Consider the following 23,712-nt stretch of genomic DNA (forward strand, 5'->3'; position numbering starts at 1 on the left):
CAACACCTTCCGGGTCAGTGAGGCGGGTCGGAGCGACCGCACACTGAGCGATCCTACCGAAATTGCTGGATGAGGTCCATGTTTACCTTCGTCCCGAACACGAAAAGCGCCCCGGTCGGCGGGTGCCGATCGGGGCGCTCTCGGTGCATCGCTAGGGCGCGGGATCCGGATCCGGTATCGCGGCCCGACCCGCCGCACCCGCGACGGGGACGGCCCCGGTCACGGTCGCGATCTCGCCGGTCAGCAGCTCCTCAGCCTGCGCCTCGTCGATCTCCCCGGCGAACTGCGCGCGGTAGAGCGCGGCGTACGCGCCGCCCCGCGCGAGCAGTTCCTCGTGGTTGCCCTGCTCCACGATCTGGCCGCTCTCCATCATGAGAATGGTATCGGCGTCGCGGATCGTCGAGAGCCGGTGCGCGATCACAAACGACGTTCGGTCGGAGCGGAGCGCGCTCATCGCCTGCTGCACGAGCACCTCGGTGCGCGTGTCAACCGACGAGGTCGCCTCGTCGAGGATCAGCAGCGACGGGTTGGCGATGAACGCGCGCGCGATCGTCAGCAGCTGCCGCTCGCCCGCGGACAGCGACGAGCCGTTCTCGGAGATCTCGGTGTCGTAGCCGTCTGGCAGCTGTCGCACAAAGCGATCGACCATCGTGGCCTGCGCCGCGGCGGTCACCTCCTCGTCGGTCGCGTCGAGGCGCCCGTAGCGAATGTTCTCCCGGATCGTGCCGTCGAAGAGCCACGCGTCCTGGAGCACCATGCCCACGTGCCCGCGCAGCTCGGCGCGGGAGAGCTTGGTGATGTCCACGCCGTCGAGCAGGATCCGACCGGAGTCGAGCTCGTAGAAGCGCATCACCAGGTTGACGAGCGTGGTCTTTCCGGCCCCGGTCGGGCCCACGATCGCGACCGTGTGCCCCGGCGTAGCCTCAAGGTTGAGCCCCGCGATCAGCGGCCGCTCCGGGTCATAGCTGAAGCTGACGTCCTCGAACACGACGTGGCCGTCGGTCCGGTCCGGCAGGTCCGCCACCTCGGTGTCAGGATCCTGCTCGTCCGCGTCGAGCAGCTCGAAGGTTCGCTCCGCCGAGGCGACGCCCGACTGCAGCATGTTTGCCATGCCCGCCATCTCGCCGATCGGCTGCGCAAACTCGCGCGAGTACTGAATGAACGCGGTCACGTCGCCCAGGGTCATCTGTCCGGCCGTCACCCGCAGCGCACCTGCCACGGCGATGAGCACGTAGCTGAGGTACTGCACGAACTGCATGGCCGGCATGATGGTCCCCGAGAGCGCCTGCGCCCGGTACGCGGCGCCAAACAGCCCCTCGTTGCGGCGGTCAAACTCCTCGGTCATCTCTGTGTCGCGGTTGAAGATCCGCACGAGCTCGTGACCCGTGAACGATTCTTCAATGTGCCCATTCAGATCGCCCGTGAACTTCCACTGCGCCACAAACAGCTTCTGCGCGCGCACGCCGACTACGCCGGCGATGATCCCGGAGAGCGGGAGCGCGATCAGGGCGATCAGGGCGAGCTGCCACGACACCGCGAACATCATCGCGGTGATACCGATCACCATGAGCAGCGACTGCACCAGCTGCGACAGCGCCTGCTGCAGCGCCTGCTGAATGTTGTCCACGTCGTTCGTGACGCGCGAGAGCACGTCGCCACGCTGCCGGCCATCGAAATAGCTGAGCGGCAGGCGGTTGATCTTCGACTCGATATCGCGGCGCAGCGTGTACACGACGCGCATGACCAGCTTGTTGAGCAGGAATCCCTGCAGCCACATCAGGAACGACGCGACGAGGTAGAGTCCCAGCACGATCAGGATCAGGCGCCCGAGCAGCGGGAAATCGATGCCCTGTCCGGGCACTACGCCCGATCCCGCGAGCATCTCCGCGTACTGGCCCTGGCCGGCGTCGCGCGCCGCCTGGACGATCGATTCGAGCGGCACCCCGGCGGGGAGATCCTTGCCGAGCACGCCGTTGAAGATCACGTCCATCGCCTGACCCAGGATCTTCGGCGCGATGACCGTGAGGACCACCGAGCCGATCACGAACACCACGACAAGCGCGAACAGCCACTTCTCGGGGGCCAGCAGGCCCACAAGTCGCTTCGCGGCCGGCCAGAAGTGCTTCGCCTTCTTCGCAGCCTGGCCGCCCCAGTCGTCAGGGTCCGGCTGATAGTCGTCGGGAAGTTCGAACTCCTCGACGGCCGCCTTCTTGGCGGACTTGCGTTCGGTCCGTGCCATTAGGCTGCCTCCGCCTCTTCGAGCTGTGAACGAACAATTTCCTGGTAGACCGCGTTCGTCTCCAGCAGTTCAGCGTGGGTGCCGCGGCCAACGATCTCGCCGGCTTCGACCACGAGGATCTGGTCGGCCTCGGTGATCGTGGACACGCGCTGCGCAACGATAATCGTGGTCGCGCCGGCCGTCGCCTCCGGAAGTGCCGCGCGCAGCCGCGCATCGGTGGCAACGTCGAGCGCGGAGAACGAGTCGTCGAACAGGTACACGCGCGGCTTCGCAATGAGCGCGCGAGCGATTGAGAGCCGCTGCCGCTGGCCGCCGGACACGCTGGTGCCGCCCTGCGACACCGGTTCCTCCAGCCCGAGCTCCTTGGCCCGCACGAAGTCATCGCCCTGCGCAACGCGCAGCGCCTCCCACAGCTCCTCATCACTCGCGTCGGCACGGCCGAAGCGCAGGTTCGAGGCGATCGTGCCGGAGAACAGGTAGGGGCGCTGCGGTACGAGGCTGATGGTGCTCGCGAGCTGCCCGCGAGTGAGCGCGGCGACCGGCTCACCGTCGATCGTGATCGTGCCCTGCTGGGCGTCGTAGAGCCGCAGCATCAAGTTGAGCAGCACCGTCTTGCCCGCGCCGGTCGAGCCGATGATTGCCGTGGTCTGGCCGGGCTCGGCGACGAAACTGACGTCGCTGATCACTGACTGCTCGGCGCCCGGGAACCCGAAGGACACCCCGGAGAACTCGACGCGCCCCGCGGCGGGGGTCGGGACGCTCTCGGTCTTCGGGAACGTGAGCGTCGACTCGGTGTCGAGCAGCTCGCGGATGCGCTCCGCGCAGACCACCGCGCGCGGAATCATCATGGTCATGAACACGCCCATCATCACGGCGCCCAGGATCTGCAGCAGGTACTGCAGGAACGCGGTGAGCGAGCCCACCTGCACGAGGCCGTCATCGACCCGGTGCCCGCCAAACCACAGCACTGCCGCGGTGGCAACATGCAGCACCATCATGATGATCGGGAACATCAGCACGAAGATGTTGCCCACCTTCACGGAGATCTCGGTGATCCCGCGGTTCGCTTTCTCGTACCGGTTTTCCTCGAAGTTCTCGCGCACGAACGCGCGCACCACGCGGATGCCCATGATCTGCTCACGGAGCACCCCGTTGATCGTGTCAACGCGATCCTGCATCTTGCGGAACAGCGGCAGGAGCAGCCACACGAGGAAGCTGACGATCACTGCAAGCACCGCCACCGAGGCCCACACGAGCCACGACATGCCCGCGTCCTCGCGCAGCGCCATGATGACGCCGCCGATCGCCATAATCGGCGCCGACACCATGAAATTCAGGGTCATCAGCACGAGCATCTGGATCTGCTGCACGTCGTTCGTGCCGCGCGTGATCAGCGTGCCGGCCCCAAACTTGGTGGCCTCGAGCGTGCTCAGCGAATCGACCTTGCGGTAGACCTCGCGACGCAGGTCGCGGCCCATGCCCATTGAGGTGCGCGCCGAGAAGTAGACGGCCACGACCGCGGTGAGCAGCTGGCCGAGGGCGACGATCAGCATGAAGCCGCCCGTGCGCCAGATGAAATCGGTGTCGCCCTGCGTGATCCCCTGGTCGATGATCTGGGCGTTGAGGCTGGGGAGCCAGAGCGCCGCGATCGTGGAGAGAAGTTGCAACACGAACACCGCGAGCACGAACGGCCAGTACCGTTTCGCGTGCCGCAGCGCGAGTGAGATGAGGGCCACGAGGCTCCTTTCGTTGCGCGCCGATCGCGTCAACTTCCCGCGGGGCAGGCGGCAATCGAACGACGGAGCAGAGCGAAAACACTACCACCCCGACGCCCGAAGATCGAGCATTACTCCCGATTCACGCGAGAATTGCGTGAATCCCACTCACTTGCGGAGTTCGGCCTCAGTCCGTCGGTGCGGGCTCAGGCCGTCGGTTCGGCCTCCACCCGCGACAGGACCTCCGCGACCTCTGAATCAGTGAGCAGTCTCCACGGCGAGTTTTGCGGGAGCACGAGCGCCGCGTCGGGGCTCTCCCCCTGCGTCCACCACCGCGCCTCGTAGCCGAGTCCGTCGAACAGCACCCGGTCGCCCTGGCGGTACTCCGTCTCTTTCACCCAGTCAGGGTAGCTGCCGGCCGGGAGCTGCGGGCGCTCGAACGGCTTTTCGCCGGGGAGCACGGGACCGAGCAGGCGCCACGGCTGCGCGCCGCTCTCGAGCGTCTCGTCGGGCTGCTCGTTCTGGGTCCACCACTTCGCCTCGTAGACGTTGCGGCGCCACACGACCTTCGTCTCCGCCGGGTACGCGGCCTCCGGGTTCCATACCGGGTACGGGCTCGTCTCCGGGTCGTCGACCACTGGGCCAGCATCAGGCTCCAGCGGATCGACCTCGGCCACCTGGGAGATCTCCCCCGTGCGGCCGGCGCCGAGCAGCGCGGCGAACCGGGTGTCGCCCTGGTCCACGCCGCTGCAGGAGTCCGAGACCTGCTTGGGATCCGGCCAGTTCGCGTCGCAGCTGCGATCGCGGTTGAGTGACCACATCGACACGCGCACCATGCCGCGGTCGTTCGCGAATTCGGCGAGCGCGCGGGCATCGTCGAGCGAGAACACCTCGCTGCGAACGTCGTTCTGCCCGATCATCGGCGTCGCCGAGACGCGGCTCCACGCGGTGGCGTCCCCGATCGGGGCCCCGCCCTCCTGCGCGACCGCGCGCAGCTGCATCTGCAGGGCGCTCAGGCTGCTGCGGACCCGGTCGATGAGTTTGACGTCGTCGCCGGAGTTGTAGTTCATCGTCATCGCGTTCACGCCGGCGACCACCACCCCGGCGGCCTGGTAGCTGCGGAGCACGTGCAGCCCATCCGCGGTGAGCCCGTCGGGGGCAACCGGCAGCGTCAGCCACACGTCGAGCCCGTCCTCGGTACTCTGCTGCACTTCGGCGATCGCCTCGGCCTGCCGCACCACTGCGTCGTGGTTCGCGAGCAGCTCGCCCTCCAGGTCCATGTCAATGCTGCCGAGTTCGTAGCGGTCGACCACGCTCTGGTAGCCGGCGACCAGCTTCGCCTGGTCCGTGCACTTCAGGGCCAGGTCCGAGTTCGCCTGCCCACCGAAGGAGACCATCGCCGAGCCGCCAAGGTTCCGGAGCCGCGCCAGGCGGCGGTCAAGATCCAGCGTCGCCTCCGCCTCGTCGAGGCCGTACGCGCCACCCCAGGTCGGTGCGCACGCGTCGCCGGGGGCGCCGACCACGAACGCGAGCACCACGTTTTTCGGCCCAGTGCTCCCGGGGCTCTCAAACGCGAAGCTCGGCGTCGCAGTGACGTCGACGTAGCCGTCGCTCCACGGCTGACGCTCGCTCGCCTCCTGCTGGTCCTGCCACGACCCCCACGCGAACACGGCGCCCACCACGAGCGCTGCGACCACCACCAGGAGGGTAGTCAGGCGAAACCACGACAGTCGGCGCCCCGGAAACCACTTGGACATGACCCCCCAATCACACGTCTCCCATGAGATATGCGGAGATCCGCCTCACTCTAGCTATGATAATCGTGTCACACACTAGGGAATCTCCGCAGCGCATTCGTGGGGAAAACGGCGCGCGAAATGCGCGGCGTGCCCACCGGGGATGGGAGAAGCGCGTGACCGACATTTCGCAACAGACCGTTCGACGGCGCCAGTGGGGCGCGGAACGCCGCTCAGAACCGCTCGCGATCGTGCCCACCAGGCCGAGTCCAGCGGCGATCGTGTGGGCGCGACTCGCGATCGTGATCACGGTGCTGTCCTGGTTCCTGTACATGCTCACGACCATCATCAGGATGATCATCGAGGGCCCGCAGGAGTCGTTCACGTTCCACCTCCAAACCTGGATCTACGGGCTCACGGTGACCGCGCTCACGTTCTCCGCGGTGATGTATCTCACCGCCAGGTACGGCGCGCTCGTGCGGTTCCGCGAGCACCGCCGTGTTGAGCGCGCGCTGCTCGACGAGCATTTCGCCCGCTCGGACGACCGCGTCACCGTGCTCATTCCGAGCTACGACGAGGAACCTGACGTGGTGCGGTACACGCTGTGGTCGGCGGCGCTGCAGGAGTTCCCAGACATCCGGATCGTGCTCCTCATCGACGACCGCGCCGCCGGGCTCACCGGGGAGGCGCTCGAGCGGCTCGAACGCACGCGCGGGCTACTCGGCGAGATCTCGGAGCAGCTGCAGCGCCCCCGCCAGGCCGCGCAGGAGGCCCTGGACGCGTTCATGTCCGGCGCGTCCGAGAAGCCGACGCCCGCCGACGCCAAGCGCGCGGCCGACGCCTACGCTGCCGCAGCGCAGTGGCTCGACGACTTCGTTGGCGGCGAGAACGTCACCGACCACATGGCCGAGTTCTTCGCCGAGTACGTGCTCCTCGGCCTCTCGAACGATCTGCGCCTCACCCGGCTCGCGCTCGAGGCCGCCCACGACCAGGGCAGCGCGCCCGACTGGGAGCGGCTGCGGCAGCTGCACCAGCGACTCGTGTGGATCTTCAGCGCCGAGCTCGGCTCGTTCGAGCGCAAACAGTACGCCTCGCTCTCGCAGGAGCCGAACAAGGCGATGAACCTCAACTCGTACATCTCACTCATGGGCGGGAGCTACCGGGTGGTGCGCGACACCGGCGAGCAGATCCTTGAGGAGCTCGGCGCCGACGACGATCCGGCCACCGCCGACCTGGTGATCCCGGACTCGCGCTACCTCCTCACGCTCGACGCCGACTCGCAGCTGCTGCGCGAGTACTGCCTGCGCCTCGTCTACCTCCTGGAGCAGCCGGAGAACGAGCGGGTCGCCGTGACCCAGACCCCGTACTCGTCGTTCCGCGGTGCGAGCACCCGAATCGAGCGCATCGCCGGCGCAACCACCGATCTGCAGCACATTCAGCACCAGGGCCTCAGCTACTTCAACGCCACGTTCTGGGTGGGCGCGAACGCGGTGATCCGCACCGCAGCCCTCGACGATATCGCGGTGACGCAAACCGTCGGCGGCTTCGAGATCACCACGTACGTGCAAGACCGCACCGTGATCGAGGACACCGAGTCGAGCATCGACCTCGGGCTGCACGGCTGGACGCTCGAGAACTACCCGGAGCGCCTCAGCTACAGCGCCACCCCGCCAGATTTCGGCTCCCTCGTGGTGCAGCGCCGCCGCTGGGCGAACGGCGGCCTCCTGATCATGCCGAAGTTCTTCGAGATGATCCGGGCCAAGCGCGGCACCCAGGATCGGGTGCGATTCACCGAGAAGATGCTGCGCAGCAACTACATGTCATCGCTCGCCTGGGCGAGCTTCGGCCTCCTGTTCCTGCTGTTCTTCCCGTTCGACTCGCGGCTCCTGAGCCCCCTCGTGGTGGCCGCGGCGCTCCCCTACTTCATCTCGATGGGCCTCGACCTGCGCGCGAGCGGCCACCGCTTCAGCGACATCTTCAGGATCTACGGGTTCAACCTGATCCTGCTCCCGGTCAACCTCGCTGGAGTGCTGAAGTCGATCCAGCAGGGCGCCACGGGCGCGAAAATTCCGTTCGCGCGCACCCCGAAGGTAACCGGGCGCACCGCGGCGCCCGCGATCTACGTCACCCTGCCGTTCGTGATCGTGGTGTTCTCAGTGTTCACCGCCGTGCGCGACTACTCGGTCGGCAACTGGGGCAACGCCGCGTTCGCCGCGTTCAACGCGTTCATGGCGGCCTGGGCGATCGTCTCCTACATCGGGATCCGCGCCTCGATCACCGACGCGGCGCTCGGCCTGGTGAGCTGGCTGTATGTGCCCGTGAAATCGAAGCGTGAAAAGGCGAAGTCGCTGGTTGATCCGACCGCGACCGTCAACTGGCAGGCGATCCTGTACCACGGCGATCGGCGCCTGAGCCGTGACCTGGCTCGCACGAGCGACCGCCGGCGGCGCCTGAGCCGCGTGCTCGCCGAGGCCCGCGAGGACACCGAGCCCGTGCTCGTCCCTGTCCAGGCCCGCACCGGTCGCGCCCGCCGACGGGCCGCGCGGCACGCACCCGCCGCCGCGCCCACGAGCCCCCCGGACTGATCCCGAAATACCCAGATCTCCACTCAAGAACGCCCCGTTTCGCGCCGGGGCGTTTCTTTTTTGCGCGCAGTCGGGCAAGGTAGGGACAAGGCCCCTCCTGGGACTCCTCCGGAGGGGGTTCAGGTGCGGTTGGGCGGCACGAACCACGTCCCCACCGCGACAACGGAAAGGGGGACCTTCGGTGCACACTGATATCCCGCAACGCTCGGAGATCGAACAGCTCGCAACGCAGTCTCGGCCAAATCTCGTCACGATCGTACTCCGCACAAGCCCGGTGACCACCGAGGCGGAGGCGAGCCGGATCACGTTCGGCACCCTCGTCAGCCAGGCGGTCAACGCACTCACCGAACTCGGGGGCGACCCCGGCGAGATCGAGGCGACCGAGGCGAGCCTGCGCGCGCTGCACGACGACAGCCACCTCTGGCGCTACCTCTCGCGCAGCCTCGTGGTGTTCGCGGCGCCGGACCGCACCGTCAGCTACCGCCTCCCCAACGAGCTCGAGACCGAGTGGTTCGCGGGCGAGCACTTCAGGATCGTGCCGCTGCTGCGCACGCTCACGTTCCCGCACGAGGCGACCGTCCTGGCGCTGAGCCAGAACGCGGTTCGCCTGATTGGCATCGGCCCAGACCACCGCGGCGCCGAGCTGCCCGTGCCCGACCTCCCGTCTGACCTCCTCGACGCGTTCAACGTAGAGGACCCGGGGGTTGAGTCGCACCGCCGCCGCCTGCACGGACCCGAGGGGCAGACGTCTCGACTGCTCGCCTACGCGCGCGCCGTCGACCGCGCGGTCGCCCCCGTGGTGCGCAGCGCGCGCACCCCCATGATCCTCGCGGCCACACAGCCACTCGAGGGACTGTTTCGCTCTGTCGCGACCCCGGGGCAGCTGCTTGCGCAAACGATCGAAGGCAACCCCGACGAGCGCACCGCCGCCGAGCTCGACGAGGCCGCACGAAAAATCCTCGACGCCCACTACGCGGCGGAGCTTGCCGCGGCGGCCGAGCGCTTCGGCAATCGCCGCGCCGGGGGCCGCGCCGTGACCGATCTCAGCGATGTGGCACGCGCCGCGGTCGCCGGAGCGATCTCGGTGCTCTACGTTGACGTCGACGCGCACCCCGCCGGGGCCCTCGACCCGGCCACCGGCGCGCTCGGCACCGAGCCAGTCCCCGGCCGCAGCCTCATCGACCAGCTCGCCGCCCAGGTGCTCGCACACGGCGGGCGCGTGCTCGTGCTGCGCGGCGGGGAGGTTCCTGGCGGCGGGGAGTTGGGCGCCGAACTGCGGTTCACGGTCTAACCGCGGCCGGGGCGACCCGGACCGGGGTGGGCGCCGCCCCGCGCCAGTCCGGGGCGGTGCATGCCGGTAGTCCGCGCCCGTCTGTGGGCGGCGCGTGCCGCTGATCCGCGATTCCCGTGACATCACCGCCCAAGGCGCCACCACCCGTGGCACTACAAAAAGCAGCAGGGGGCCGCTCGAAACCGAGCGACCCCCTGCTTTCGCGTGACGCGAAAAGAACTTACGCGAGCTTGACGCCTGCGCCTGCCTCTTCGAGCTTAGCCTTCGCCTCTTCAGCGGCTTCCTTCTTCGCGCCCTCGAGCACGTTCTTGGGAGCCTCCTCGACGAGAGCCTTCGCCTCGCCCAGGCCCAGGCCGGTGAGCTCGCGCACAACCTTGATGACCTGGATCTTCTTGTCGCCAGCCGACTCGAGGACGACGTCGAACTCGTCCTTCTCCTCGACGGCCTCAGCAGCAGCAGCCGGAGCAGCAGCAACGGCAACCGGAGCAGCAGCGGAAACGTCGAAGGTCTCCTCGAAGGCCTTCACGAACTCGGAGAGCTCGATGAGGGTGAGGCCCTTGAACTGCTCAAGCAGCTCTTCAGTCGAAAGCTTAGCCATGGTGTATCTCCTTGATGTGTGCCTGAGCACGTGCGTGCGTCAGGCGGGGTTGTTGTACGTGTAACGGCGTGAGCCGTTGCTTACGCGTCCTGCTTCTCCTGCAGCGCGCCGAAGCCGCGTGCGGCCTTGGCGGGCAGGGCAGCGAACAGCTGTGCAGCACCGACGATCGAAGCCTGCATTGCACCGGCGGCCTTGGCCAGCAGCACCTCGCGGCTCTCGAGATCGGCGAGCTTGCCTACCTCAGCGGCGGTCAGAGGCTTGCCATCGAAGTAGCCCGCCTTCACCACCAAAAGAGGGTGTGCCTTGGCGAAGTCACGCAGAGCCTTTGCGACCGCGACGGTGTCACCGTGCACGAAGGCGAGAGCCGAAGGACCGGCGAGCTCGTCATCGAATGCGGTGATCCCGGCGCCGTTGGCCGCAATCTTGGTCAGCGTGTTCTTCGCCACAGCGTACGTCGCGTGCTCGCGGATGCTGTTGCGGAGTTCCCGCAGTTCAGCAACCGTAAGACCGCGGTACTCAGTCAGCAGAACGGCGCTCGACTCTTCAAACTTCTGCTGAAGATCGGCGACCGTAGCGTCCTTCGTAGCCATGGCGCTCCCTAGCTTGTTGTACCCGCGCGGCGGATGCCGTGCGAGGGCCGTGCCACTCAGAGCGTTTTTCACAACGAAAAAAGCTCCGGCGCGCACGCACGGAGCTTCGAGAAGATGGGGACGAATCCGCCATTCAAGGAGTTCTGCACCTGCGCTGGTCTCTGCTTGGATCCTTGCGGATCCGTAATCGCAGACGTTCCGGGATTCTTGCGAACCCTACCGGCGGTCTTTGGCCAGATCCAACTGTACCACAGCTCCGGCGATGCGGGTACGCTCGGGCCATGCGGTGCGCGCGAGCGGTGCGCGATGCCGCCTGAACACGGGAGGCACGGGGATGGCTGAGAAAACCGATTTCAAGACCGCGCTCGACAGCTATCGCGCCGCGCGCGGCGAGTTCCGCGACCTCGTCGTGCCGCCGCTGCGCTACCTCATGCTCGACGGGGCCGGGGACCCAAACACGGCCCCCGAGTTCGCCACTGCGCTGGCGGCGCTCTATCCGCTCGCCTACAAGCTCAAGTTCGCGAGCAAGCGCGAGCTCGGCCGCGACTACGTGGTGCCGCCACTCGAGGGGCTCTGGTGGGCTGAGGACATGGCCGCGTTCACCTCGGCGCGCGACAAGTCGCGGTGGCACTGGACCGTGATGCTCATGGTCCCCGACTGGATCGACGATGCGCGGATCGCGGAGGCCCGCGCGGCCGTTGCCGCGAAGGCGCCGCCCGCCAGACTCGACGAGGTGCGCGTTGAGACGCTCACCGAGGGCCGGTGTATCCAGACGCTGCACGTCGGCAGCTTCGACGCCGAGGCCCCGGTCCTCGCCAAGCTACACGACGAGGTAATCCCGGGCGCCGGGCTCCGCATGACGGGCACCCACCACGAGATCTACCTCAGCGATATCCGCAGAACCCCGCCCGAGAAGCTGCGCACCATCCTGCGGCAGCCCGTGGCGCCCGCCGGGCCGGAGGGCGGGGCGTAGCTCGCCGGGTGAGCGAGCAGGTCGGGCCGTCGGGCTCGCGCGGTCCTCTCAGCCCGGACCGCCCGGGTCACTCAGCCGGAACCGCCCGGGTCACTCAGCCGGAACCGCCACTTCGTCGACCCGCCGCGTGAATCGCAGGTGCCACGCGCGCAGCAGCTCCACGAGCACGATGCCGCTGACGACCGTGCCGAGCACAAAGAGCCCGAGATCCGCGGGGAGCCAGGTGACCTGGAAGAAGTCGCGCAGCAGCGGGATCAGCCACACCAGGGCGAGTCCCGCGTACATCGCGAGCACCACGAGCACGCGCAGCGGGCTGACCGGGCGCGCGAGCACCGCGAGCACCCAGAGCGCGATCCCGGCGAGCGTGAGCGTCGACGCCGACTGGAGCTCGACCTGCGTGAACGAGCCGGCGCGCGAGGCCCACAGCTGCACCCCCACGATTGCGAGCATCACGAGCAGACCGGCCGGGATCGAGAACGCGAGGGATCGCTTGAGGAACCCGGAACGGTATCGCGAGGCGTTCGGCATGAGCGCGAGGAAGAACGCTGGAATGCCGATCGTCAGCCCGTCCGTGATCGACAGCTGTCGCGGCAGGAAGGGGAAGCTCCACGCGAGCAGCCCGAACACGACGGCGATCGCAAACGCGTACGTCGTCTTCGTGAGGAAGAGCATCGACACGCGCTCGATGTTCGCGATCACGCGGCGCCCCTCGGCAACCACTCCGGGCATCCGGTCGAACCTGCCGTCGAGCAGCACGAGCCGGGCCACCGCCTTCGTTGCCTGCGCGGCGGTGTCCATCGCGATCCCGAGGTCGGCCTCCTTGATCGCGAGCGCGTCGTTCACGCCGTCGCCCGTCATGGCGACAACGTGGCCGCGGCGCTGCAGGGCGTGCACCATCGCGAGCTTCTGGCGCGGGGTCACACGACCGAAGACGCGCTCGCGGTCGAGGATCTCACCCAGTTCGTCGAGGTCCTCGGGCAGCGTGCGTGCGTCGCGCCCGGTCTCGCACTCGAGCCCGACAGAGCGGGCCACCGCGGCGACGGTGCGGGGGTCGTCCCCGGAGATGACGCGCACGTCGACGCCCTGCTCGGCGAAGTAGCTGAGGGTCTGCGCGGCGTCATCGCGCACCCGCTCACTAAACGTGAGGAGCGCGACCGGCACGAGCTCGGCCGGGAGCTCGGGGCGCTCGGCGGCGGGCGGGCGGGCGGGGCTGTGCGCGAGCACGAGCGTGCGCGATCCGGCCTCGGCGAGCCGACCGGCCTCCGCGAGGGCGTGCGCTACCCGCTCGTCGGCGGCGTCGCGGAACACGAATTCGGGGGCGCCGAGCACCCAGGTGCCGGGCACCGGTGACTGCGCCGGGGCGGCGTCCGCGTCGAGCCGCACTGGGTCGTCCCCGATCACGAGCGCGCTCCACTTTCGCGCCGAGTCGAACGGAATCGCTTCGGGATCGGCGAGAAGTGCGGCACCAGAGAACGGCTCGGCAAGGCAGCGCGCCGTGCCGTTCGCGTCCGGGGCGGCGCCCATGTGTCCGAGCACGCGCTCCCAGCCGGCCACCTCGCGCAGCGGCAGCGCGCGGTCAAACACCATCTCGCCGGTGGTGAGCGTGCCCGTCTTGTCGAGGCAGAGCGCGTCCACGCGCGCGAGCCCCTCAACGGCCGGCAGCTCCTGAATGAGCACCTTGCGCTGGGCGAGTGCCACGCCGCTCACGGCGAACGCGATGCTCGTGACGAGCACCAGTCCGAGCGGCACCATCGCGATGACGGCCGCGACCGCGCCGACCACCGCCTCGCGCCAGCCACCGCTTTCGATGGCAACTTCCCAGCCGCCCTGGGCCTGCATCTGGCCGTTCGCAACGATCAGGATCATCGGCGCGAGCGCCCAGGTAATCCACTTCAGCAGCCGGTCGATACTGCCGCGCAGCTCCGAGCGCACCATCGAGAACTTGCGCGCCTCAACGGTCAGCTTCGCCGCGTACGAGTCAACTCCCACCCGGATCACCTCGGCGGTGCCGGATCCGCCAACCACGCTCGACCCGGAGAGCACCTCGTCACCCTCGCGCTTGCGGATAGCGTCGGACTCACCGGTCAGCAGCGACTCGTCAATTTCGAGCCCGCTGGGACCCGCGTGATCCGATTCCACGACTCGGGCATCGGCCGTGATCTGGTCCCCGGTGCGCAGCACGAGGAGGTCGCCGATCACCACCCGCTCGGGCGAGATCTCGACCTCGACGCCATCGCGCAGCACCCGCGCGGTGGGCGCGTTGAGCACCGCGAGCCGGTCGAGCGTGCGCTTTGCGTTGAACTCCTGCACCACGCCGATCACGGTGTTGAACAGGGCCGGCAGCCCGAAGAGCGCGTCCTGCCACCTGCCGAGCGCGAGCAGCACCCCAAACCCAGCGAACACAATGCCGTTAAACAGCGTGAACACATTCGCGGCCAGGATCTCCCACAGGGACCGACTCGATCCCGTCGGTGCGGCGTTACCCTGGCCAGATTCGAAGCGTCGTTCGGCCTCGGCGGTGGTCAGACCCCGATCCCCGGTCAATATCATGGGTTCAACACTAGGAGATTCGTGCTCGCGCAATCACGAATGACCCGATTATTGAGTGTATTCGTCGAAAAACTTCCGGAAACCCCGAAGCCTGTGCCGTTCGATCGCGCTACGCGGAGGCGGGTGCAGCCGCCTTCAGCATGTACCCGGCACCGCGCACGGTGTGGAGCATCGGCGAGCGGCCGGCGTCGACCTTCTTGCGAAGGTACGAGATGTAGAGTTCGACCACCGTCGACTTGCCGGAGAAGTCGTACGCCCACACGCGATCCAGGATCTGCGCCTTTGAGAGCACGCGGTTCGGGTTGCGCATCAGGTAACGCAGCAGCTCAAACTCGGTGTTCGTCACCGTGATCGGCTCACCGGCGCGCTCCACCTCGTAGCTGTCCTCGTTCAACGTCAGATCGCCCACCCGGAGCACCGGATCGGGGTTCTGCGAGAGGGTGAGCTGCGAGCGTCGCACCAGGCCGCGCAGGCGCGCAATGAGCTCCTCGAGGCTGAACGGCTTCACCACGTAGTCGTCGCCACCGGCGGTGAGCCCGTTGACGCGATCCTCCACCGAGTCAAGCGCGGTGAGGAAGAGCACCGGGAACATCTGCCCGGCGGCGCGGATGCGAGAGAGCACCTGCATGCCGTCAAAGTCGGGGAGCATGATGTCGAGCACGGCGACATCGGGGCCGAAGCTGCTGATCTTCTCGATCGCCTCCTGCCCGGTGGCCGCGGTCTCAACTTCCCAGCCCTCGTAGCGCAGTGCCATCGCTACGAGCTGGGTGATCGACTCTTCGTCGTCTACAACGAGCGCCCGGATCTTCCCTCCATCGGCTCGCGTGAGGTTCTGTGCATCCATGGTCTTCTCTATTTCTACTCTTCGTGCTGCGTGGGCCGTAGGATCACAAACGCAAAGCGTTCACAGCGGGTGCCCATCCCGGTGATACGTTCTCGCTACCGCGCGACGGGACTCCGGCGAAAACTCTCATGCGAGCATACTGTGGTTGTCTGACCTCAGTCCCAGGAATCACAGAATAGCGGAAGTCGTTCCCCGCGGCGAGCGCTCGGGAAAGCCCCCAGACGGGCGGGCCCGCGGTTCCCAGAGGTGGTGGGCTGCCGGGTTTCGGTAGTGCGCGGGTGGGGCTCTGGCGCGCGGGATGGCGGGCGCGCGGGTGGGCACCCTGAGCCCCGAAGCGCGCAGTCCGTGGGAGACTGGAGGGCGTGACCGATCCGACTCCCGCTTACCTCGCCCGCATGGTCACCGATGGGACCGACCGCAATGCGTGGCTGCGCGCGCGAGCCCAGGGCATCACCGCGACCGACGTCGCGAAGCTCTCGACGCCGAAGTCGATCCAGAACGCCGCCCACGAAAAACTGCACGGCAGCCGCTTTTCGGGCAACGTCTACACCGACCACGGGAAGGCCCGCGAGCCCGAGATCGCCTCGTGGGTGCTCCGCGAGTACGGGATCCTGCCCAGCCAGGCGCTCTTCCACGCGGCAGCGGACATGCGGCACCTCGCCACCCCCGACGGGCTCGCGCAGCGCCAGACGGGCGCGATCGAGCTGGCCGAGATCAAGACGACGAACAAGGAGTGGCGCACGATCCCCCGCCACTACCTGCGCCAGGTGTGGTGGCAGCAGTACGTGCTGGGCGCCGAGCGCACCCTCATGGTGTGGGAGCGGCACGAGAACTTCGTCCCGGTTGGCGACCCGGAGTGCCGGTGGATCGACCGCGACGAGAACGAGATCGCGCACCTCGTGTCGCTCGCGAGCAACCTGATCGACGTGCTCATCGCTCGCACCAGCTAGCTGGCCCCGTGCGTGAGTTGGTGCGGGCGGCGGCGTGCGCTAGCTCGCTATCTTGTGCGGGCGGCTGCGCTGTGCGCTAGCTCGCTGGTGCGGGCGGCTGCGCTGTGCGCTAGCTGGTGCGGGCGTGCGCCGCCGTGCGCTGTGCCGCCATGCGCTGCCGTGCGCAGCCGTGCGCTGCGGCGCCAGCGCCATTCCGCGATCCGAGCCGTGCCCCCTCTTCCCCTTCCACGAGCGTGCGGCTCCGTCTCGAGTGTGCGGCTCCGCACCGACAGTCAAGCCGCACGCTCGTCAACGAAGCCTCCACTCGCGGCGGGCGGGGGGCAGGATGGGGGGGGGGAGCGGCACGGGCGGGAGCGGACGCACGGCACGGCACAGCACAGCGCAGCGCAGCGCAGCGCAGCGCAGCGCGGACGCACAGCGGAGCGCGGCACGGTGCAGGGCGGACGGGACAGGGTGGGGCGGCGGGACGGGATCGGGGCGGCGCGGGCCGGGGCTCCTTGCCCGGGGCAGCGCCCATCACGCTCACCACCACGACCAAGCCCGACCCAACCCAACCCAGCCCAGCCCAGCTCACGAGTGTGCGGCTCCGTCACGAGTGTGCGGCTCCGCACCGACAGTCAAGCCGCACACTCGTCGACGAAGCCTCCACTCGTCGCGGGCTCGGAGGGCTCGAAGAGCGTGCGCGGCGGACGCACGGCGCAGCGGACGCACAGCGCAGCGGGCACACGGCGCCGCGGGGCGCGGCAGGCGCGCGCAGACCTCGGGCCGCGGGCGCCACGAGCGCCGCGCCGCACCAGCGCGCCGCGCCAGCGCGCCCCGGCCCCGGCGCTCAGCGCGGCGCACGCACGCGCAGCCGCTCAGCACCGCTACGCGGGCGGGGCGGCGGGGAACGGCGGGAGGCCCGCGCTCGCCTGGTGCAAGCGACTCTCGTAGGCGAAGTTGCGCTCCACGAGCTCCTGCAGCGCCTCCGCGGTCTCGTCCGTACCCGGCACGTCGTCGAGGACCATCCGCTCGGCCCCGTGCAGCAGGTCGATGCTTCCCGTGCCCCACAGGCGCTGCCCGATACTGCGCCGCTGCCGCACCTCGCGGACGCGGGCGAGCGCGAGCTCCCAGCGGTGCCGCACGAACAGCCCGCGGCGCACGATCACGCGGCGCGAGGTGATCGTGGTGCGCCCGGCGAGCCACCCGAGGATCGGGAGCACCCCGAGCAGGAGCGCCACCAGTCCGGCGCCAGCGGCGGCCGCGAGGTTCATCCAGGCCTCGGGCAGCCGCCCCACCCAGAACCCGGCCGCAGCGGCGACCGCGATCAGGACGAGCGCCGGCAGCACGATCCGGCGGGCGTGCGCACGGAACCGCAGCACGACCACCTCGGGGTGTGCGTGACTGGCGGGGGCCGGTCCGAGCACGGAGTCGACCTCCGCCGTCATCGAGCGCGCGGAGCGGGGAACCATGCCCCTATTCTGCCTGGTTCACCTGCGGCGAGGCCGCAGGTGACGCGCCAGCCGGGGGTGTCGCCCCGGCTGCGGAGCCCGCGGGCGCTGCCGACGCAGCGTCGCTGGCGGTGTCTGCCGCGCCGCGCGCGTCCGACTCATCGGAAGACGCGGGGCCGGCGGTTGCGGCGTCGATCTCCTGCGGGGCAGCGGCGTACGCCGATCCGGCGGCGCTCGCCGCGCGCCCGGCCGCGGCACCCGCCGCATTGCCCGTGACCGCGCCGTTGAGCATCCCAACGAGGTCGATTCCCACGGTCTCGCGCGCCATCTCGAGCAGGCCCTTGATGTTCGCCATCGCGTCGCCCGCCACCTTCGAGGTGCCGTCGGCGGAGACCACGGTCATGTTGTCGATCGCGCCGATCGCCTGCGCGTACTCGCCCGCGATCTGCGGCAGCAGGTGGATGAGCTCCTGAGCGAGCACCGCCTGCGACTGCGTCTCGAGCGCGCGGGCGCGGGCGTCGATCGCGGCGGCCTCCGCCGTACCCCGCGCCTCGATCGCGGCGGCCTCTGCCCGGCCCTCGGCCGCAAGTGCCTCAGACGCGGCGATACGGGCGGCTCGGCTCGCGAGGCCCTCGCGCTCAACCGCCTGTGCGCGACCATCGGCCGCCGACACGGCGGCGATTGCCTCGGCCTTCGCGAGCGCCTCCACGCGGTACGCCTCGGCCTCGGCCACGGCGCGCACGTCGGCGTTCAGCTTCTCCTTGCGCAGCGAGACCTCGCGCTGCGCGGTGATCTGCTGCTGCTCGACAATCGCCTGCTGCTGGATCGCCTGCTCGAGCGGGTCGGCGGCCTGCGCCTGCGCGTTCGCCTTGTCGGTCTCGACCTGGATCTCTGCCTGGCGCAGCTTCAGCTCGCGGTTGCGGTCGAGCAGCACGCGCTCGGCGGCGATCTTCGCCTCCTGCGACGCCTGGTACGCGTTCGTCTCGGCGATGTCTGCGGCCTGGCGCACCTTCGCGGACTCGGGCCGACCGATGTTCGTGATGTAGTCGGCGCCGTCGCGGATCTCCTGGATCTGCAGCGTGTCAACGACGAGACCCTGCTTGGTGAGCGCCTCCTCGGCGGCCTCGAGCACGCTCTGCGCCACCACGGCGCGGTCGCGAATGATCTGCAGCACCGTGAGCCCGCCGATGATCGAGCGGAGCGAGCCCGAGAGCACCTCCTGCGTCGACTCGTCGATCTCGTCCGAGTTCGAGAGGAAGCGCTGCGCGGCCGCGCGGATCATTTCCTGGGTGCCGCCGACCTTCACGACCGCCACCGCCTGCGCCTGGATCGTGATGCCGTCGGTCGTCTGCGCCTCGGTGGTGATCGACAGGCGCCGCGAGCGCAGCGAGATCGTGAACGACTTCTGCACGAACGGGACCACGAACACGCCGCCGCCGGTGACGACCTTCTGCCCGGAGAGGTCGCGCGAGCGCTGCCCTGATGCCTCAACGACCTCCTTGCCCTTGCCGCCGGTGACGATGATCGCCTCGTCTGGCTTCGCGATGCGATAGCGCTTGATGATGACGAGTGCGATCAGCACCAGAGCGATCACGGCGCCAAAAATGCCGATGATGGCCGGGCTTGCGAACAACATGTGTGTCTCCGTTCGGTCAGGCGGGTGAGGTGGGCGGAGCGGCGGGATCTGTGGGGCGCGCCGGATCGTCGTGGCCGGCAAGCGGCTCGGCCGGGACTGGCTCGACGCGCACTGAGGTTGAGGTGATCGTCTGCACGACGCGCACGGCGACGCCGCGCGGGATCGGAGCCTCGGCCGACGCCGCGAGCGACACGCGCTCGCCGTGGCGGGTGATCGCGACCTCGCCGAGGCCACCGGCCGGAATTGCCAGTACTACGGCGCCGACGCTGCCCACAATGTCGTCGCCGCTGAGCGCCGTCGTCGATTCGGCGCCGCGGATCATGCGCGTCAGCCACCAGGCGGCCGTGCCGCCGAGAAGGCCGGCGAGCCCACCGACCACGGCCGCGACCGGCGTCGCCATCCCGGCGCCGACCGCGGCGAACGAGGTGAAGCCAAAGATCGCGGTGAACGCCGCGATGGTGGTGAGGCTCAGCGGGCCGTCGCCGAAGTCGAATGCATCGAAGATGCCGTCGAGGATGAGTGAGAGCAGCAGGAGCACCGCTCCGATGATCCCGATCAGGAGAAACACGCCGCCGGCGAGCACTGAACCGTCGATGAGCCGGTCGAGCCAGTTCATGATGCCGTCCACGGACGCCTCCGTTCATATTCTTCGTTACTGGGAGCGTAGCAAGCCTGAGCCGCCAGGCGTACTCGGTGTGCACAGTGGAACAGCGGCGGGACACCCGGCGTCCCGGAAGTGGCGGCCGCACGGGAGTGGTGCGGCCACCGGTCGTCACGGGAGCCGGGGCACCGCGGCGATGAGTTCTCGGCCGTACGCGGACGCGGGCGCGGCAAAGAAATCGCGCCCGGCCGACTCGACGATCGCGCCGGAGCGCATCACGATCACGCGATCGCACAGCTCGTGGACCACGGCGAGGTCGTGCGAGACGAGCAGGAGAGTGAGCCCGAGCTCACGCTGCAGCTCGCGCAACAGCTCGATGATGCTCGCCTGAACACCAACATCGAGGGCGCTCGTCGGTTCGTCGGCGACGAGCACGCGCGGCTCGACGGCGAGCGCACGCGCGAGGGCGACCCGCTGCCGTTGCCCGCCGGAGAGCTCGTGCGGATACGCTGCGGCGAGCGCCGGGTCGAGGCGAACCCGCTCAAGCAGTTCGCTGATCCGTGCGGCAGCCTCGGTGCGCGGCACCGTGCGGTGCACGCGCAGGAGTTCGCCGAGTGTCTGCCCGACCGTGCGGCGCGGGTTGAGGGACGAGTACGGATCCTGCGGCATGAGCTGGATCGCGCGGAGCTGCGCCGGAGTGCGGCGGCGGCCCAGCTCGACGCCCGCGAAGCTGAGTGTCCCGCCGGCGAGGCCGAGCTGTCCGGCGACGGCGCGCGCCAGGGTGGTCTTGCCGGAACCAGACTCACCAACGATTCCGAGCGCGGCCCCCGCGGGGATAGCGAATGCCGCGTCGCGCACCGCGACGGCGCGGCCGTAAGCGATGCTCGCGTCACGCAGCTCGAGCACAGGGGCGGGCGCGGGGCTGCCGGGCGGGAGGTGCGAATCGGGTGCCTGATCAGACCCGAGCCGCGGATCGGGTGCCGGGGCGGGAGCGGTTGCCTGCCCGGTTGCGAGCAGCGACCCCACTTCGGGCGCAGGATCAGTTTCGGGCGGCCGCCCGGCGGTGGGCGCCGGATCAGTGTCGGTCGCGGCGGGGGGCCGGTCGGCGGCGGCGTCGCCCACGAGGCTCGGGAGCCGCGGCACCGCCGCGAGGAGCCCCCGGGTGTAGTCGCTGCGCGGCGCGCGCACGAGGGCTGCGGTTTCACCGGTCTCGACGACGCGGCCGCGGTGCATCACCACCACGTCGTCGCACAGTCCGGCAACCACGGCGAGGTCGTGGCTCACGAACACGAGGGTGAGCCCGCGAGTGCGCCGCAGCTCGTCGAGCAGCGCGAGCACGCCCCGCTGCACGGTGACGTCGAGCGCCGTGGTCGGCTCGTCGCACAGCAGCACCGCCGGGTCCCCGGCGAGCGCGAGCGCGATCACCACGCGCTGGCGCTGGCCGCCGGAGAGCTGGTGCGGGTACGAGCGGGCGATGCGCTCGATGTCCGGGAGCTGCACCGCGGCGAGCAGCTCGCGCACGCGCCCGGCGGGGTCGCTCCCTGCTGCCCCGCGGACGGCTCCCGCCGCGACCGCCTCCCGCAGCTGCGTGCCCACGCGAGTGAGCGGGTCGAGCGCGGTGAGCGGATCCTGGAACACCATGCCAACCCTGCCGCCGACGGCGAGTTCTCCGGCGGTGATCGTCACGCCGGTTGGTGGCATGCCGAGCAGCGCGCGCAGCGTGAGGCTCTTGCCGGATCCGGACTCGCCCACGATCCCGAGGGCCGCGCCGGGCGCGACATCGAGATCGAGGTCCGCGACGAGCGGTGCGGCAGGCTCCCCCGCGGCACTGCTCCCCGAGGCGACGATCCGCAGCCCGCGCACGCGCACGGCGCCCGCGGGCAGCACCGCCGCGGGCTCAGCGCCCGCAGACCCGATGCTTCCGGGGCTGGCGCTTCCGGGGCTTGCACTTCCGGCGCTGGCACTTCCGGGGCTGACACTTCCAGGCCCGGCGCCCGCGGGATCGGCACCCGCCGGCCCGGACACGACCGCGGACGCTCGCCCGCGCCGACGCGTGCCCGCACGCTGGCTCGCGCTCGCGCCCGTGCGCCGGGCCGCGCCACCGCGCGGAGCGCGCCGCGGACGCACGCCCACCCGCAGCGCGTCGCCGATCCCGTCGCCAAGCAGGGAGAGCGCGATCCCGGTCACCACCACGGCGAGACCCGGGAACGTTGGGAGCCACCAGTGCGTGGTGACGAACTGCTGCGCGTCAGCGATCATCGTGCCCCAGTCCGGGGTGGGCGGTTGGATCCCAAGCCCGAGGTATCCGAGCGTCACAATCGCCACCATGATGAGCACGATCTCGGTGGCGAGCAGCACGATCGCCTGCGGCAGCACGTTCGGCAGCACGTGCCGCAGCAGCACCCGCGTGTGCGAGAGCCCACCGCCGCGCGCGGCCTGCACCCAGCCCGACTCGCGCAGCGCCGCGGTCATGGCGCGCAGCACGCGCGCGTATCCGACCCAGCCGACCAGCGCGAACGCGATCACGATCCCGCCGGGTCCCGCGCCGACGGCGAAGACGATCGCGATCACGAGCACATAGAACGGGAACGCGATCACGGTGTCGGTGACCCGCGACGCCACCCAGTCGGTCGCGCCACCGAAGTACCCCGAGATCATGCCAACGGTGACGCCGATCACGAACGGCGCGAGCGCGGCGATCGCAGCGAGCCCAAGATCGGTGCGCGCGGCGAACAGCATCCGCGAGAGCACGTCGCGCCCGAGCTGGTCGGTGCCGAACCAGTGCTCCGGGGACGGCGGCAGGAGGCCGCCCGTCAGATCCTGCGCTGCCGGATCTGCCGGGGCGAGCGCGGGAGCGAACACCGCCACGGCGACGAGCGCCGCGGTGAGGATCGCGCCGGCCACGAACGCCGGCGAGGCGAGTGCCCGGCGCCACGCATTCATCGCGCAGCCCCGTCCGTCGAGGTCACCGCGGCGACCGCCATGGCGTCCGCCACGCGCAGGCGCGGGTCGAGGGCCGCGGCGAGCACGCCGGCGAGGGTGGTCACAAGCACCACAAGGATCGCGCAGTACAGGGCCACGCCCTGCACCACGGGAAAGTCGCGCGTGCCGATCGATTGGAAGAGCAGGGTACCCACCCCGTTAATGCCAAACACCTTTTCGACCACGAGTGTCCCGCCGATCAGGTAGGCGGTGTTGACGCTCAGCAGGGTCAGCGTCGGCAGGGCGGCGCCGCGGAGCACGTGGCGGAACAGGATCCGGCGCTCCGGGATCCTGGCGGCCCGCAGCGTGGTGACGTAGTCGGCGGCGAGCACCTCGATCAACTGCGCGCGCAGGGAGCGAATCAGCGGGGGCGCCATCCCCAGCGCGACCGCCAGCGCCGGGAGGAACAGGCTGCGCAGCGGCTCCCCCGGCCCCGTCCCCACACCGCCCACGGGGAACCAGCGCAGTTGCACACCAAAGACCACAATGAGCAGGAGGCCCACCCAGAACAGCGGCATCCCCATCCCCACGGCGGGGATCACACGCACCACGTGGTCGATCCAGCCGTCCTGCCGCAGCGCCGCCGCGACGGCGAGCGGCACCGCGATCAGCACCGCGAGCACCACGGCGAGCACCACGATGCCAAGGCTGACCGGGGCCTTCGCCAGAATCAGCTCGCGGGTGGAGACCCCCGTGACCAGCGAGTCACCCGTGTCGAAGCGGGTCACGAGCCCCCACATGAAGTCGGTGAACTGCTGCCAGAGCGGCAGGTCGAGGCCGAGCTTCGCGCGCAGGTCGGCAACCGCCTCGGGGGTGGCGCGCTCGCCGAGGATCATCGCCGCCGGATCGCCAGGCACCATGCGCAGCAGGAAGAACACCGCGACGACGACGCCGAGCATCACCGGCAGCACGCGCGCGAGCACGCGTCCCACCGCGCGCAGCGCCGCGCGCCCCGCTGTCGCTTCCCTCACCGTTGTACCCTAACCTCCCCC

Annotated in this window: 16 protein-coding genes; 4 read left to right on the forward strand and 12 right to left on the reverse strand. The window is 69.6% G+C overall.

Annotated elements, in window-relative coordinates; all coding sequences use genetic code 11:
* Positions 1-151: 151 nt before the first annotated feature.
* The 3 genes from EV139_RS03225 to EV139_RS03235 all read right to left on the reverse strand — a co-directional run bounded on the left by EV139_RS03225 (position 152) and on the right by EV139_RS03235 (position 5,711).
* Positions 152-2,239: an ABC transporter ATP-binding protein gene (locus EV139_RS03225; RefSeq protein WP_130452910.1), complete on the reverse strand. Its 2,088-nt coding sequence runs from the start codon at positions 2,237-2,239 to the stop codon at positions 152-154.
* Positions 2,239-3,975 carry an ABC transporter ATP-binding protein gene (locus EV139_RS03230; RefSeq protein WP_130452911.1) on the reverse strand — a complete coding sequence of 579 codons (1,737 nt, stop codon included), beginning with the start codon at positions 3,973-3,975 and terminating at the stop codon, positions 2,239-2,241. Before EV139_RS03230 ends, EV139_RS03225 begins: the two co-directional genes overlap by 1 nt.
* 185 nt (positions 3,976-4,160) lie before the next feature.
* Positions 4,161-5,711 (reverse strand): chitinase, encoded by a 1,551-nt coding sequence (locus EV139_RS03235; protein ID WP_130452912.1) that lies wholly within the window; start codon positions 5,709-5,711, stop codon positions 4,161-4,163.
* A 155-nt stretch (positions 5,712-5,866) separates the two neighbouring features.
* Here EV139_RS03235 and EV139_RS03240 point away from each other — a divergent pair, with 155 nt between their 5' ends.
* Both EV139_RS03240 and EV139_RS03245 read left to right on the forward strand, forming a co-directional pair.
* A complete protein-coding gene (locus EV139_RS03240) occupies positions 5,867-8,275 on the forward strand; it encodes a glycosyltransferase family 2 protein (protein WP_337248744.1) in 2,409 nt (802 codons plus the stop codon).
* Between the two features lie 181 nt (positions 8,276-8,456).
* The gene (locus tag EV139_RS03245; protein WP_130452914.1) at positions 8,457-9,566 is read left to right on the forward strand and encodes a baeRF11 domain-containing protein; all 1,110 of its coding nucleotides are present in this window, start codon (positions 8,457-8,459) and stop codon (positions 9,564-9,566) included.
* Positions 9,567-9,786: 220 nt separating this feature from the next.
* Here EV139_RS03245 and rplL read toward each other — a convergent pair whose 3' ends face one another.
* A complete protein-coding gene (gene rplL / locus EV139_RS03250; protein ID WP_130452915.1) occupies positions 9,787-10,164 on the reverse strand; it encodes a 50S ribosomal protein L7/L12 in 378 nt (125 codons plus the stop codon).
* Between the two features lie 80 nt (positions 10,165-10,244).
* Positions 10,245-10,754 (reverse strand): 50S ribosomal protein L10, encoded by a 510-nt coding sequence (gene rplJ / locus EV139_RS03255; protein ID WP_130452916.1) that lies wholly within the window; start codon positions 10,752-10,754, stop codon positions 10,245-10,247.
* A gap of 334 nt (positions 10,755-11,088) precedes the next feature.
* On the opposite strand from rplJ, the gene EV139_RS03260 reads away from it, so the two are divergent.
* Positions 11,089-11,727: a GyrI-like domain-containing protein gene (locus tag EV139_RS03260; RefSeq protein ID WP_130452917.1), complete on the forward strand. Its 639-nt coding sequence runs from the start codon at positions 11,089-11,091 to the stop codon at positions 11,725-11,727.
* Positions 11,728-11,817: 90 nt separating this feature from the next.
* On the opposite strand, the gene EV139_RS03265 is transcribed toward EV139_RS03260, so the two are convergent.
* The gene (locus tag EV139_RS03265; RefSeq protein ID WP_130452918.1) at positions 11,818-14,277 is read right to left on the reverse strand and encodes an HAD-IC family P-type ATPase; all 2,460 of its coding nucleotides are present in this window, start codon (positions 14,275-14,277) and stop codon (positions 11,818-11,820) included.
* Between the two features lie 109 nt (positions 14,278-14,386).
* Positions 14,387-15,121 (reverse strand): response regulator transcription factor, encoded by a 735-nt coding sequence (locus EV139_RS03270; protein WP_130452919.1) that lies wholly within the window; start codon positions 15,119-15,121, stop codon positions 14,387-14,389.
* A 395-nt stretch (positions 15,122-15,516) separates the two neighbouring features.
* On the opposite strand from EV139_RS03270, the gene EV139_RS03275 reads away from it, so the two are divergent.
* Positions 15,517-16,071, forward strand: coding sequence for a YqaJ viral recombinase family protein (locus EV139_RS03275; protein ID WP_130453464.1), 555 nt, complete (start codon positions 15,517-15,519; stop codon positions 16,069-16,071).
* Between the two features lie 866 nt (positions 16,072-16,937).
* On the opposite strand, the gene EV139_RS03280 is transcribed toward EV139_RS03275, so the two are convergent.
* The 5 genes from EV139_RS03280 to EV139_RS03300 form a co-directional block, all read right to left on the reverse strand.
* The gene (locus EV139_RS03280; protein WP_237464524.1) at positions 16,938-17,522 is read right to left on the reverse strand and encodes a PH domain-containing protein; all 585 of its coding nucleotides are present in this window, start codon (positions 17,520-17,522) and stop codon (positions 16,938-16,940) included.
* Between the two features lie 4 nt (positions 17,523-17,526).
* The gene (locus EV139_RS03285) at positions 17,527-19,137 is read right to left on the reverse strand and encodes an SPFH domain-containing protein (RefSeq protein ID WP_130452920.1); all 1,611 of its coding nucleotides are present in this window, start codon (positions 19,135-19,137) and stop codon (positions 17,527-17,529) included.
* Between the two features lie 16 nt (positions 19,138-19,153).
* Positions 19,154-19,765: a hypothetical protein gene (locus tag EV139_RS03290; protein WP_241988955.1), complete on the reverse strand. Its 612-nt coding sequence runs from the start codon at positions 19,763-19,765 to the stop codon at positions 19,154-19,156.
* Positions 19,766-19,909: 144 nt separating this feature from the next.
* Positions 19,910-22,681, reverse strand: coding sequence for an ABC transporter ATP-binding protein/permease (locus EV139_RS03295; RefSeq protein WP_237464536.1), 2,772 nt, complete (start codon positions 22,679-22,681; stop codon positions 19,910-19,912).
* A complete protein-coding gene (locus EV139_RS03300) occupies positions 22,678-23,691 on the reverse strand; it encodes an ABC transporter permease (RefSeq protein WP_241988956.1) in 1,014 nt (337 codons plus the stop codon). The genes EV139_RS03295 and EV139_RS03300 overlap by 4 nt, the downstream gene beginning before the upstream one ends.
* Positions 23,692-23,712: the final 21 nt, after the last annotated feature.

Origin of the sequence: Leucobacter luti (assembly GCF_004217175.1) — a bacterium.
GTDB lineage: Bacteria > Actinomycetota > Actinomycetes > Actinomycetales > Microbacteriaceae > Leucobacter > Leucobacter luti.

Bases quoted from the DNA above. Each gene is read 5' to 3' on its own strand.
- EV139_RS03275 (WP_130453464.1), top strand. From the start codon at position 15,517: ATGGTCACCGATGGGACCGACCGCAATGCGTGGCTGCGCGCGCGAGCC.
- EV139_RS03235 (WP_130452912.1), bottom strand. From the start codon at position 5,711: ATGTCCAAGTGGTTTCCGGGGCGCCGACTGTCGTGGTTTCGCCTGACT.
- rplL (WP_130452915.1), bottom strand. From the start codon at position 10,164: ATGGCTAAGCTTTCGACTGAAGAGCTGCTTGAGCAGTTCAAGGGCCTC.
- EV139_RS03295 (WP_237464536.1), bottom strand. From the start codon at position 22,681: ATGAATGCGTGGCGCCGGGCACTCGCCTCGCCGGCGTTCGTGGCCGGC.
- EV139_RS03285 (WP_130452920.1), bottom strand. From the start codon at position 19,137: ATGTTGTTCGCAAGCCCGGCCATCATCGGCATTTTTGGCGCCGTGATC.
- EV139_RS03265 (WP_130452918.1), bottom strand. From the start codon at position 14,277: ATGATATTGACCGGGGATCGGGGTCTGACCACCGCCGAGGCCGAACGA.
- EV139_RS03225 (WP_130452910.1), bottom strand. From the start codon at position 2,239: ATGGCACGGACCGAACGCAAGTCCGCCAAGAAGGCGGCCGTCGAGGAG.
- EV139_RS03260 (WP_130452917.1), top strand. From the start codon at position 11,089: ATGGCTGAGAAAACCGATTTCAAGACCGCGCTCGACAGCTATCGCGCC.
- rplJ (WP_130452916.1), bottom strand. From the start codon at position 10,754: ATGGCTACGAAGGACGCTACGGTCGCCGATCTTCAGCAGAAGTTTGAA.
- EV139_RS03270 (WP_130452919.1), bottom strand. From the start codon at position 15,121: ATGGATGCACAGAACCTCACGCGAGCCGATGGAGGGAAGATCCGGGCG.
- EV139_RS03280 (WP_237464524.1), bottom strand. From the start codon at position 17,522: ATGGTTCCCCGCTCCGCGCGCTCGATGACGGCGGAGGTCGACTCCGTG.